10 protein-coding genes are annotated in these 11,858 nt (G+C 71.4%); 2 read left to right on the top strand and 8 right to left on the bottom strand.

The genetic code is table 11. The annotated features are described in order from the left end of the window. Positions 1-126: 126 nt before the first annotated feature. Positions 127-2,322, bottom strand: coding sequence for a S8 family serine peptidase (locus AC5L3X_RS28110; protein ID WP_494860874.1), 2,196 nt, complete (start codon positions 2,320-2,322; stop codon positions 127-129). Between the two features lie 150 nt (positions 2,323-2,472). Here AC5L3X_RS28110 and AC5L3X_RS28105 point away from each other — a divergent pair, with 150 nt between their 5' ends. Beyond that, positions 2,473-2,844 (top strand): hypothetical protein, encoded by a 372-nt coding sequence (locus AC5L3X_RS28105; RefSeq protein WP_494860872.1) that lies wholly within the window; start codon positions 2,473-2,475, stop codon positions 2,842-2,844. 56 nt (positions 2,845-2,900) lie between these two features. Here the strand turns inward: AC5L3X_RS28105 and AC5L3X_RS28100 are convergent, their stop codons facing one another. The 3 genes from AC5L3X_RS28100 to AC5L3X_RS28090 form a co-directional block, all read right to left on the bottom strand. Continuing rightward, on the bottom strand, positions 2,901-3,941 hold the full coding sequence (locus tag AC5L3X_RS28100; protein WP_494860870.1) for a hypothetical protein: 1,041 nt from the start codon (positions 3,939-3,941) through the stop codon (positions 2,901-2,903). 63 nt (positions 3,942-4,004) lie between these two features. Next, a complete protein-coding gene (locus AC5L3X_RS28095) occupies positions 4,005-4,949 on the bottom strand; it encodes a hypothetical protein (RefSeq protein ID WP_494860868.1) in 945 nt (314 codons plus the stop codon). Then, positions 4,946-5,491, bottom strand: a complete 546-nt coding sequence (locus AC5L3X_RS28090) for an RNA polymerase sigma factor (RefSeq protein WP_494860866.1) — start codon at positions 5,489-5,491, stop codon at positions 4,946-4,948. Before AC5L3X_RS28090 ends, AC5L3X_RS28095 begins: the two co-directional genes overlap by 4 nt. 257 nt (positions 5,492-5,748) lie before the next feature. Here AC5L3X_RS28090 and AC5L3X_RS28085 point away from each other — a divergent pair, with 257 nt between their 5' ends. Continuing rightward, complete coding sequence (locus tag AC5L3X_RS28085) at positions 5,749-6,717, top strand: aldo/keto reductase (RefSeq protein WP_494860864.1); 969 nt, start codon at positions 5,749-5,751, stop codon at positions 6,715-6,717. A gap of 117 nt (positions 6,718-6,834) precedes the next feature. Here AC5L3X_RS28085 and thpR read toward each other — a convergent pair whose 3' ends face one another. The 4 genes from thpR to AC5L3X_RS28065 all read right to left on the bottom strand — a co-directional run bounded on the left by thpR (position 6,835) and on the right by AC5L3X_RS28065 (position 11,785). Next, a complete protein-coding gene (gene thpR, locus AC5L3X_RS28080) occupies positions 6,835-7,392 on the bottom strand; it encodes an RNA 2',3'-cyclic phosphodiesterase (RefSeq protein ID WP_494860862.1) in 558 nt (185 codons plus the stop codon). A 22-nt stretch (positions 7,393-7,414) separates the two neighbouring features. Next, positions 7,415-8,638, bottom strand: a complete 1,224-nt coding sequence (locus tag AC5L3X_RS28075; protein WP_494860860.1) for an MFS transporter — start codon at positions 8,636-8,638, stop codon at positions 7,415-7,417. A 23-nt stretch (positions 8,639-8,661) separates the two neighbouring features. Further along, positions 8,662-9,114 (bottom strand): MarR family winged helix-turn-helix transcriptional regulator, encoded by a 453-nt coding sequence (locus tag AC5L3X_RS28070; protein ID WP_189128560.1) that lies wholly within the window; start codon positions 9,112-9,114, stop codon positions 8,662-8,664. A 160-nt stretch (positions 9,115-9,274) separates the two neighbouring features. Further along, on the bottom strand, positions 9,275-11,785 hold the full coding sequence (locus AC5L3X_RS28065) for an SCO7613 C-terminal domain-containing membrane protein (protein ID WP_494860858.1): 2,511 nt from the start codon (positions 11,783-11,785) through the stop codon (positions 9,275-9,277). Positions 11,786-11,858: the final 73 nt, after the last annotated feature.

Below are 11,858 nucleotides of genomic sequence, written 5' to 3'. Positions count from 1 at the left end.
GGCCGCGCTGCGTTCGAAGGCGGCCGGGACGGAGCTCGCGGTCTGGGCCCGGAAGGTCGCGGTGACCCTCGCCAGGTCCGCGGTTCTCGCCCGTACGCCTGGATCGGACGGGATGCCGCCGGTCCGTTAGTCGGCCAGGTCGTACCGGATCGCCGGCGTGCCGCTCTTCTCCCACGCCGACAGCGCCATGAATTCGAGGCCGGGGTAGGAGCCGGGGATCACGTATACCGTCTGCTCCGGGCCAGGCGACACGACCAGCCCCGCTTCCGCACTCCGGCCGTCGCGCGTCACGCGGGTGCTCAACTGGAGGACCCCGACGGGCTGAGCCGCCGGGTCGTCCAGGGAGAACCGGACGGGCCTGCCCTCGCGCGCGTCGATGGTGACCTGTTCGTCCTGAGAGCCGACGTGGACGACCTTGCTCATCGTGGTCAACGCGGACATCTCAAAGAGGTGAGCCTGCAGGTGCCATTCACCACTCGGCACGCGCACCTTCGCGGTTCCGCCCTCGAAGCCGAACAGGTCCTCGTACTCGCCGGTCTCCAGGTTGTACAGGCCGGACATGGCGGCGTCGACCGGCTCTCCGGTCCGGCCGATCGCGGTCAGGGTAACTGTGTGGTACTCCGGCTCGACGAAGGCGCCGGCCAGGCTGCGTACGGTGAGATCACCCGAGGTCGCGGTCACCTTGCCCGGATGGGCGCCGGTCTTCAGATCGGCGGGCAGGGTCAGGGTCACGGCCGCCCGGCCGTTCGCCGGGACGGAGAGCCGGTCGGCGGATAGGGCGAAAGGCCCGTCGCTCGTCAGCGTCAGGTCCACGGGCTCGGACGAGGCGTTGGTGTAGGTGATCTCTTCGGTGAGTGGTACGCCGGTCGGCGGCCACGGCACCTGGGCCCACAGATTGGGCGGGTCGGCCGTGACGGGCTGGGTCACGGCACGGGCCACGTCCACCCGTCCCACGCCCTGCTCGTAGGGGGTCAGCCCGGCGCCGGGCCTGGCCGACGACATCAGCGCGGCCTTGATCTGGGCGCCGGTCCAGTCGGGATGGAGCTGGGCCAGGATGGCCGCGGCGCCGGCGACGTGCGGGGCGGCCATGGACGTGCCGCTGTAGGCGACATAGGCGCCCTTCGCGGCCGCCGCCGTGATCCGCACCCCCGGGGCGGTGATGTCCGGTTTGACCGCACGGTCGCCGGCACGTGGACCCTGGCTGGAGAACGAGGCGCGCTGGTCGTCGCCGTCCACCGCTCCGACGGTCAGGGCGGCGTCCGCGCTGCCCGGACTGCTGATCGTTCCCCGGACGCTGTCATTACCCGCCGCGACGACGAACAGGGTGCCGGTCCGCTCGCTGAGCGTGTTGACGGCCTGCTCCATCGGGTCGATCTCCTCGGTGTCGTAGGCACCGAGGCTGACGTTGACGACAGCCGCCTTCGCCTGGGTCGCGGCCCACTCCATGCCGGCGATCACGGCCGACTCATGGATGCCCTTGGCCCCCCCGACCTTGCCGACGGCGATTTTCGCGTCGGGCGCGACCCCTCGGTACCGGCCGCCGGACGCCTGCCCGGACCCTGCCACGATCGAGGCCACGTGGGTGCCGTGGCCCACGTTGTCCGCGATGTCGGGCTCGTCGGAGAAGTTGGCCGATTGGGTGACGACGCCCTGCAGGTCAGGATGAGCGGGGTCGTACCCGGTGTCCAGGACCGCCACCGTGACACCCTTGCCCGACAGCCCGCGCCGCCAGGCGTCCGGAGCGCCGATCTGCGCGACGCCCTTCTCCAGTGAGTAGGACAGGCGGCCGTCGAGCCAGAGCTTGGTCACCCCGGCGGCGAGAGTCCTGGCGCCGGCGCCGCGGCCCAGCTCCTGCCACACGGTCGCCGCGCGTGCCTTGTCCACGCGCGCCGCCGACAGTCCGACGGTGGCCACGCTCCTGCCGGCCTCGGCGGCCTTCGGCGCGGCCCCGCCCTGCGTCATGATCGGGATGTCCGGACGGCTCGCGTCGTCGTAGCGCCACTCCAGCAACTGCGTGACGTCGAACAGCCGCCGGTCGACCAGGCCCTTGCCGACGAGCGCCGCCGCGTCGGACGGTATGACGTGCGTGTGCCCGCCCCAGGTGCCGATCGAGAACGAGACCCGGCGCCCGGCGCCCGCCTCGACCTGGTACGACGGCTTGCCCGGCGGTCCCGAGACGATCACCCGATCGCCCGTGATGAGGGTGATCGCATTCCTGACCTGCGCCTGCGCGGCTTCGGCCGCTCCGGCGGCAGGGGGCGGCGCGGTCACCATGCCCGCGGCCATCACCGTCCCCAGAACCGCCGCTCGTGTGAACCTCACTCGGTCTCCTCGCGCTGATGATCGATCTTCGGCAGTAATTGCCGCGAGCGACCGCGCCGGTTCCCTGCAGTCAGCCGGGCGCGCCATATTTTTTTGGCCACCCAAGCACCACGTTCCGGCAATCGAATCGAACGTGAGTACGATAGCCTCATGTACGTCCCGCCAGAGTGGCCCGCCGAGGTCCGCCCGCCGAGCGTCCCCGACTGGGAGACGTCCGCCGTGGCCTGGCTGCTCGACGCCGTGCCGCCCGACTACCGGGCCTACGAGGTGCTCAGGCGGCACCCGATCGCGCTGGCCAGGATGGCGAGCCACCACGTCAACGCCGCCGTCGAGGCGGCCCGTGCCGGCTACCGTGGCGCAGCCGTCGACCTCAAGGGCCACCTGCCACCCCACGCGATCCAGGCCGTCCTTGACGCCTACCGCGAGGAGGGCCCGCGACTGGTCCGCCTGTCGCGCTCGATCCAAGCGGTCGAACGCGCCCTGCGCGGCGACCTCTTCACCGCCACCATGCGCCACCCCTGACGTGCGTTACGCTCGCACGTCCCCGACGGCACCGTACGGCCGGGCCGCCGAGGACCTCAGCGCGTACGGCGGGCGATGAAGGCGATCACCCCGATGGCGGCCACGGCGGCGGCCAGCCAGACCAGCACGTCACGCAGGGTCAGCCCGCCTTGCCCGGCGACGGGCCGCGACGACTCGGCGGCGGCCTCGGGCCGGGGCGAAGCGGCCGGCGACTCCGAACGGGCCGGCGGCTCCGAGGAGGCTGGCGACTCCGGAGTCGCCGGGAGGGCCTGCTCCGGGATGGGTACCCGGTAGACCGGGCTCGACTTCCCCTCCGACCCGGTGAGCAGCGACCTGCCGTCGGCCGTGTAGGCGATCGACTCGGCCTGCGCCAGCTCCGGCATCGACACCTTGGCGATCGACTCGCCGGAGGGCTTGTAGAGGGTGGCGGAGAAGTAGGTGCGGACGACGTACGACGAGCCGTCGGGCGCGTAGGCGGCGTCGGTGGCCATGAGCGGCGCGGCGGCGACCCTGCGCAGGATGTTGGTCCGGTCGGTGCGCAGCCGCTTGGGCGCCGCGTAGACCGACCCCGCGAACTCCTTGGAGACCACGTAGAGCCGCCCGGTCCTGGGATGGACCATGAGGCCCTCGGCGTTGCGGGCGCCGTCCTCGTAGCGGAAGCGGTAGCGCACGGCTGGGAGCGTGGCGTCGCGCAGGCTCCGCGGCTCCGTCACTTTGTAGACGGAGATGTCGGACCAGGCGCCGTCGAGGTTGTCGCCGATGTCGGCGAACCAGAGCACGCCCCGCCCGGTCGCGGCGTCCTTGGTCGCGGCCATCGCCTCCCAGTCACGCGCCTCGGCCCCCCGCAGGTGGAACGTCGCCTTCGTCCGGCCGTCGGCGCCCACCGCGTAGAAGACCGGCGCGTCCGAGCTGTCGTTGTGCGTGTAGTAGACGCCGTCGTGCGTGGGCGACACGGCCAAGCCGCTGGACTCGGTGATCCGGGAGTCCCGAAACGTGAACAGCTTCTCCCCGGCGTCGTCGGCGGCGAAGGCCGGGCCCGCCGTCACGGCACAGGTCACGGCGGTCACGGCGAGCGCTCTGATCAGGACATCCCCCACGCCGCCATCATGCCGCAACCGGAACCCGCCCGATCCGGGCGCCATTGGCGGGAGTAGGCGGTCCTACTCCTTGATGACGTCGTCGCGTGGACCGCCGTAGACAGGGTTCCTGTCGTAGCGTCTGTCGGTGACGAGCAGGCGGATCACTCCTGGCTCGTGGATGGATTCCTCCGCCTCCCAGACGATCCAGTCGTCGTCGACGGGAGTGGACTGCGTGCGGAGTTCGCCGAAGCCTCCGGGATTGCCCGGCGGGATGGCCATGACGAGGTAGATGATCTTCAGATCGCGCTTCCTGAGCTCGGGCAGGACCTCTCCGACGGTCTTCTCGTCCACCCGGAGACCGGCAAGCGAGCGCCCCTTCAGGGTCGCCAGCCGGTAGTCGGGCTTGATCTCCTTCGGTTCGGGCCGGTCCACCGGCACGCACGGCGCGATCGGGCCGGTCATGAGGATGGTGCTGGTGTACCCTTCGCTGATCGTCCAGACGAAGGTCTGACCGGGCTTGAAGAGCTTGGTGTCGATCCGCATCTGCCAGCCGCTGCCGCGATCCTCCCCGGGGATGTTCTCCGGCACGGAGTAGAGGCCAGGAGGGATGTTCTCGACATAGGTTCCGCGTGGTTCCTGGCACTGCTTGCCCGGAGACACGTGGTCGACCATGGCCGGGACCTTGAGTTCCGCCAGCTGTTTCGTCAGCCCCTCGGCGTCACGGAAATCCCGGACCCTGACGTACACGACGCCGTCGGAGCCCTTGGTGACCGCGTAGGACGGGGACACGCCGTTCTCCAGCAGGCTCGGCCCCACCACGATGCCCGCGGCGAGCAGCCCCGCGCCCGCCAGCACCAGGGCCGGCCGCCGGGGACGGCGCCGCCGAGGACGGGCCACGAACGGGCCGGGCTCCTCGGCGGTGATCGAGGCCAGCAGTGTCCGCGCCCCCGCGTCGGACGCCTGGCCTCCCGGCTGCCCCGGCTCCACCCGCGCCAGCGCGCGCGTGATCGCGTCGATGTCCTTCATAGCGACCTCTCCGCCGGGATCAACCGGCTTTCTGCCGTGAAGCGGACATCCGCCTCGGCGAGCGCACGGGCAAAGCGCCTACGGGCGCGGTGGAGTCTGATGCGGACGGCGTTGCGTGACAGGCCGAGCACGGCGGCGATCTCCTGCCGGTCCAGGCCCTCCCAGGCGATGAGCGACAGCAACTCGCGATCGTCATCGGACAGGGTCCGGAAGATCTGCGTGATCGCCTTCAGCTCGACCCCGCTGTCGGGCGAGGCTCCGTACAGGTCGGCCATCTCGGCGTCGAGCTCCACGCTGCGAGCCTGGCGGCGAATCTCACCTCGATAGTGGTTGGCCAGCACTTTTCGTGCCACGCCGTACAGCCACAGCGCGGCCTCCTCGCCGTCCGGCAGCTCACGCATCCGCCGCCAGGCGATGGTGAAGGTCTCCGCCACCACGTCCGCCGCGTCCTGCGGTGAGTCGCAGCGACGGGCCGCGTACGCCGTGATCCGGCCATACGTCTCGCGGTAGACGGCCTCGAATCTGGCCCGCTCGCTATCCACGGGCCATTCCCAGGCCCGATCTCCTCGGCATCCCCATGCCCGACTCCTAGACAGTGCGATCAGTGGACATCTGTGCCTATGTAAGGAGTCAGGCCATCATTTCTCGTCAGAGCCAAGAAATGTTCATGAGCGCCCAAAGCAGATCGGGAGATGCCGGTGATCGACAGGCAGAGGGGCACCGCCGCACGCGGGATGCCGGGGATCATCAGGACGAGCCTATGGCCTGGAGTGGACTCCAGGTGCCTAGGGTGGAGTGCATGGATTACGTGAACCTCGGACGCAGTGGGCTCCAGGTCAGTCCACTCTGCCTCGGCACGATGAACTTCGGCCCCCAGACCAGCGAGGAAGACTCCTTCGCGATCATGGACCGGGCTCACGAGCTGGGCATCAACTTCTTCGACACGGCCAACGTGTACGGCTGGAAAAAGGGCGAGGGCATCACCGAACGGATCCTCGGCAACTGGTTCGCCCAGGGCGGCGGGCGCCGGGAGAAGACGGTCATCGCGACCAAGCTCTACGGCTCGATGGGCGACTGGCCCAACGACGACAAGCTGTCCGCGCTGAACATCCGCCGCGCGTGCGACGCCTCGCTCCAGCGCATGCAGACCGACTACATCGACATCTACCAGGCACACCACGTCGACCGGAACACCCCGTTCGACGAGTTCTGGGAGGCCATGGAGATCCTGCGCCAGCAGGGCAAGATCCTCTACGTCGGCTCGTCCAACTTCGCCGGCTGGCATCTGGCCAAGGCCCAGGAGACCGCCGCCAGGCGCAACACGTTCGGCCTGGTCAGCGAGCAGTCGCACTACAACCTGCTGACCAGGGCGGTCGAGCTGGAGGTGCTGCCGGCCTGCGAGGACTACGGCCTCGGCGTGATCCCGTGGAGCCCGCTGGCCGGCGGCCTGCTCGGCGGCGTGCTCCGCAAGATCGACAAGGGCCGGTCGGCGACCGACCAGATGGTCGCGCAGTTGGAGAAGCACCGCGACAAGATCGAGCAGTACGAGCAGTTCTGCGACGACCTCGGCGAGGACCCCGCGCACGTGGGCCTGGCCTGGCTGCTGACGCGGCCCGCGGTGACCGCCCCGATCATCGGGCCGCGCACGCTGGAGCAGCTTGAGGGCACCATGCGGACCTTGGAGATCACGCTGGACGACAAGGCGCTGGCCCGGCTGGACGAGATCTTCCCGGGCCACCGGACGGCGCCGGAGGACTACGCCTGGTAGCTCGGGTGATCACGACCGGTGGCTCAGGCCAGCACGGCGCCGACGACCACGATCAACAGGAGGAGGCCGAGCACGAGGGGCAGCAGCCAGCGGCGAGGACGGTCCACGCTGTGGAGCCTAGCCCCGCCGCGCCGGTGCCAGCGCCCATTCGCCCAGTGACTCGTACCTCACCCGCGGTCCCGGGTGGCTGCGCACGAGCCGGACACCTTCCGCCCGCCATGGCGAGCCGCTGAATCCCGACAGCGCCTCGACCAGCGGGCGGAGGTCCGTCTCGGCCTTGGACCGGGCCAGCGTCAGGTGCGGGTGGAAGCGTTTCTCGTCGGTCTGCGCGGCGCCGGCCCGGCGGCCCGCGGCCCTGACCGAGTCAGCCAGCCGCCCCATCGGGTCGCCGGACAGCCCGGCCCAGAACACCCTGGCCCGGCGGGCGGACGAGAACGCCCCGAACCCGGTGAAGGCCAGGTCCAGGGCGTCGTAACGATGTACGGCCCGCGCCAGGCGGACCTGGAGGCCGGGCAGCACGTGTTCGGGCACCTCGCCGAAGAACGCCAGCGTGATGTGCCAGGTGTCGCGGTCGGGCCAGCGCAGCCCTTCCACCTGCCCGACATAGGGGGCGATCGCCCGTTCGAGCTCGTCGAGCACGCCGATCGGCGGCACCACGGCCGCGAAGAGCCTCATATCCACTGATTGTGCAACGGGCTCAGGCCGCCGCCAGCGTCAGCCTGGCCCTGCGGGCGGTGATCACCCGGGTGAGCAGCATGGCCAGGCCGGTGCCGACCACCACCAGCACGCCGGAGAGCATGACGCCGGCCCTGGGGCCGCCCAGCTCGGACAGCCAGCCGACCAGCGGGGCGCCGATCGGCGCGCCACCGGTGAAGACCAGCATGTAGATGCCCATGACCCGGCCGCGCATGTCGGGCGCGGTGGCGAGCTGGACGCCGGCGTTGGCGGAGGTGTTGAAGGTGATGAGCGCGATGCCGGTGGGGATCAGCAGCAGTAGGTAGACGGGGTAGAAGGGGGCGAGCCCGGTGGCGATCTGGAACAACCCGAACCCGATCGCGCCCGCGACCAGCATCCGGCGCGACGGCCGGGCCCGGCGCGCGGCGAGCAGCGCGCCGCCCAGGGCGCCGATCGCGAACATGCTCGACGCCATCCCGAACGACGACGCCCCCGCCTTGAAGACCTCGCGGGCCATCAGGGCGATGGACATCGAGAACGCCTGGGCGAACATCGACACGAAGGCGACCAGCAGGATCGGCATGAGCAGTTCTTCGCGCTGGAGCACGTACCTGAGCCCCTCGCGGAGCTGACCCTTGGCCCTCGGCACTGGCGGGGCGAGGTGCAGCTCGGACTTCCGCATGAAGACCAGGCTGGAGATCACCGCGGCGAACGTCAGGGCGTTGACCAGGAAGATCGGCCCTGTGCCGCCGAGCACGTAGATCAGCACGCCGGCGATCGCCGGGCCGACCACGCGGGCCAGGTTGAAGATCGAGCTGTTGAGCGCGATCGCGTTGCTCAGGTCCTTGCGGCCGACCATCTCGACCACGAACGCCTGGCGCGTGGGCACCTCGACACAGGAGATGAGCCCGAGCGCGAACGCCATGACGTACACGTGCCAGACCTGGGCGGCGCCGATCATCGTGAGCACGCCTATGGTCAGCGCGAGCCCGGCCATCATCGACTGCGCCGTGATGAGGATGGGCCGCTTCGGGTAGCGGTCGGCGAGCACGCCGCCGAACATGCCGAACAGCAGCATCGGGAGGAACTGCAGGGCAGTGGCCGTGCCGAGCGCCGCGGCGCTGCCGTGGGTGAGCTCCAGCACCAGCCAGTCCTGGGCGGTGCGCTGGAGCCAGGTGCCGACGTTGGAGACGGCGCCTCCGGCGGCGAACATGCGGTAGTTGCGAATCTTGAGCGACCGGAACATCCCGGTCTCGGGTTCTTCGGGCTCTAGATCCTGCTGAGCTTCTCCAGAATCGGCGCCGCCTGCCTGAGGATGGCCCGCTCCTGAGGTGTCAGCTCCTTGAGCTGCCGGGTCAGCCACGCCTCCTTGCGGCGGCGTTCCTCCTTCAGCAGCCTCTGGGCCTCTTCGGTCACGGTCACGGTCACCTGGCGCCGGTCGGTCGGGTGCGGTGAACGGGAGAGCAGCCCACGTGCCTCGAGCGCGGCGACCACCCGCGTCATCGAGGGTGGCTGCACCTTTTCGAGCTCGGCCAATTCGCCGGGGGTTATCCCGGAATGCCGTTCGACGGCGGCCAGTGTCGCGAACTGCGTGGGAGTCAGCGAGTGCACCGCCGCCTGCCGCCTGAGCCGCCGGTTGAGCCGCGCCATCGAGACGCGTAGAGCTGATGCCAGACCCGCGTCGCTGCGGAGATCCGTTTGGGACTGGTTCTTGGTTAGCATGAGTCATTACCTTTGCTAACTATACGGGAGGCCGGGATATTTCCCCAACTCATTATCGCCCCCCGGGGTTCCCGCACCATGGCCGGGCGGGCTCGCCATCCGCCCGGCAGCACCAGGTCAGAGCCAGGTCAGAGCCAGGGCAGCGCCTTGGGCGAGGACGTCAACCCATCCTCGACAGGCTGTCCCGCAACCGCTTCAGGTCTCGCTTCCGCGCCTCGTAGGTCGCCCCGACCGCCACGAGGAGCAGCCCGCCCACGGCGATCGGCACCCAGCGCGGCACCGTGAGCAGCATCTCCGACACGTACGGAGCGAGTTCCCGCACCACGACCCCGGCGAGCGCGACACCACCGATCACCGTGGGCGCCTGGAGCCGGGATCGGGCTCCGGCGAGCAGGACCGCCAGCGCCAGCACCCCGAGGGCGAGCGACCGCCGCCATTCCGTGTCCGCGTAGACCGCCAACAGGCTCGGCAGCATCGTGCAGGAGAGCCCCGCGCCATAAGCGGCCCATGACGAGATGTGCGCACTCTGCCGCCGCCACCAGCCGAATCCCAGCAGGACCAGCGAACACGGCACGGTGTACGCCTCCACGACGGTGACCTCTCCGGCCCACAGCCGTAACCACGAGGCCAGCAGCAACAGGGCCGTGCCCGTATACCTGAGCCACTCCAGGTTCGCCCCGTCCCGACCGGCCCGGCCCCGCCACAGCGACCTGCCCAGCAGGAGCACTCCTGCCACCGCGCAGCCCACGCTCGCCGCCACCCTGACCTGTGCGCCCACCGCCAGCCCCACCGCCGTCGCCTCCAGGCCGAGCAACAGCACGGCGGCGCCCAGCCCCCACACCCGCAGTGCCGTCACCCTGGCCGCCAGGGCCAGGGCGGCGGCCGGCACCGCCAGGATCGGCAGCGCGACCAGCGTCGCCGGCCTGCTGCCGAACGCGTACGCCACCGCCTCCACCGAGGCCGCGCCGGCGACGACCGCGCAGGCCACCGCCCGCCAGGGCCTCCGGCCCAGCAGGGCGGCCACGGCCAGGGCGGCGGCCAGCAGCACCTGCACCGCCACCGCGGCCGGGTGGACCATCGCGAAGGCCGCGGGGGCGACCGCGACCGCGAGTGCGCCGGACACGAGCGCGCCGATCAGCGCCGTCCGCGCCGGCCCCCCATCGCTCGCGCCGCCCGGCAGTGCGGCCTGCCGCGCGGCGACGCGGCGCGAGGACAAGCGCGCGGCCGCGAGCAGGAGGCCGGCCGCCAGCGCGCCGAGCACCACCACGTCCGCCGGAGAGGTGACCTCTCCCAGCCACGGCTCGCCCGCCCACGTGCCGGTCCAGAGGGTGTCCAGCCAGGCCAGCGGCGTCACCAGGGTGACCACGAGCCGGGGCAGCAGCGTCAGCGCGGTCAGCAGCGCCACCGTCCCGCCGGTGGCCAGGGCGGCCGACCGCACCTTGCGCCAGGGCAGCCAGGTGGCGGCGAGCGCCACCACGAGCGCCGGAACCAGGTAGGCCAGACGGATCCAGTCCGGGCTCGACGCCGCCTGCGCCGGCGCGGCCAGGGCGGCGATCAGCGCGAGCGTGGTCCCGACGGTGACCAGCGAGGCCCAGGTCTCCCCATCCCGCCTGCCCGCTCCGGCCAGGCTCCGCGCCACCCACGCACCGAGCAGGACCAGCGCGATCAGCGGTGCCGACCTGCCCAGCGCCTCCCCGGGGGACTCGGCACTGAGCGCGTACGGCACGCCACCCAGCAGTGCGAGGGTCGCGACCGCGCTCCCGCAGAGAGCGGCCGTCGTCCGCACCCCCGTCCGGCCCCGCCGGACCAGGGGGACGTCCAGCGCCGCCGTGGCCACCAGCGCGGCCACCAGCCAGGTGGCCGAGGCGTCTTCGACCAACAGCGGAAGAACCGGCTGCGCCAGCACCACGGCGACCGGGGCGGGGCCGCGAAGCGGCACGACCCGGGCATAGGCCGTCAGAAGCAGCGCGATGAGCCCGCACACCCCCGCCGCGTAGTCCAGCGGTTCGATGGCGTCGGCCCCAAGGAGTCCGACCCGCCTGGCCGCGTACCCGTCCAGCAGCAGCAGCGCGACGGCGAACCCGGCCACGGTCTCGGCCGTCGCGGTGAGCCCGCGCCGGATCAGCACGACCGGCGCCAGCATCGCCAGCGCGGTGAACCCCGCCAGCACGGCCGCCCGCCCGCCGATGCCCAGCAGTCCCCAGCTCACCACGGTGAACACCACCGCCGCCACCGTCAGCAGCAGCCCGCCGAGAATGAGCAGCAGATTCTGTACGGCTCCCGCCGAGACCTCCCGAGGCCGGGCGACCGGGCCCGGCGCCGAGATCCCCGGCCGCGGAGCATGCGGGCCCGGCGCCGGGACCGCCCACGGCGGGGCATCCGGGCCCGCACCCCCGCCACCGCCCTGACCACCCGGGGCTCCCGGGTAGGGGCCCGTCTCCCCCGTGCGTCCGGCGCGCAGGCTGCCCAGCAGTTCCTCCCTGCGGGTCAGCAGCCGCGTCTCCTGGAGACGTATCCCGGCGAGCGCCTCATCCACGCGCCACAACTCGTGCGCGACGGGTCCCCACAGCGGGAGCGCGCACTCGGCGCACCTGAGCGGCGACGCGGGCGCGGGAGGCCGGTCTCCGGCCAGGGCGGCACCGCAGCCAGGACACTTCACATCTCCACGCATAGGAGAACAATGCCGCCCTTCACCCCACCTCGTGTACGCACCGAGGAGATCTTCACTCGCACCGGTAGCCGCC

This window comes from Nonomuraea sp. CX421, assembly GCF_059358955.1.
The sequence above is the reverse complement of the archived record's forward strand: the minus strand, read 5'-3'. Positions and strand labels throughout refer to the sequence as shown.

What these genes read in the sequence shown, in the direction of transcription:
- AC5L3X_RS28105 (WP_494860872.1), top strand. Translation starts at nt 2,473, where the DNA reads ATGTACGTCCCGCCAGAGTGGCCCGCCGAGGTCCGCCCGCCGAGCGTC.
- AC5L3X_RS28095 (WP_494860868.1), bottom strand. Translation starts at nt 4,949, where the DNA reads ATGAAGGACATCGACGCGATCACGCGCGCGCTGGCGCGGGTGGAGCCG.
- AC5L3X_RS28085 (WP_494860864.1), top strand. Translation starts at nt 5,749, where the DNA reads ATGGATTACGTGAACCTCGGACGCAGTGGGCTCCAGGTCAGTCCACTC.
- thpR (WP_494860862.1), bottom strand. Translation starts at nt 7,392, where the DNA reads ATGAGGCTCTTCGCGGCCGTGGTGCCGCCGATCGGCGTGCTCGACGAG.
- AC5L3X_RS28075 (WP_494860860.1), bottom strand. Translation starts at nt 8,638, where the DNA reads ATGTTCCGGTCGCTCAAGATTCGCAACTACCGCATGTTCGCCGCCGGA.
- AC5L3X_RS28070 (WP_189128560.1), bottom strand. Translation starts at nt 9,114, where the DNA reads ATGCTAACCAAGAACCAGTCCCAAACGGATCTCCGCAGCGACGCGGGT.
- AC5L3X_RS28065 (WP_494860858.1), bottom strand. Translation starts at nt 11,785, where the DNA reads ATGCGTGGAGATGTGAAGTGTCCTGGCTGCGGTGCCGCCCTGGCCGGA.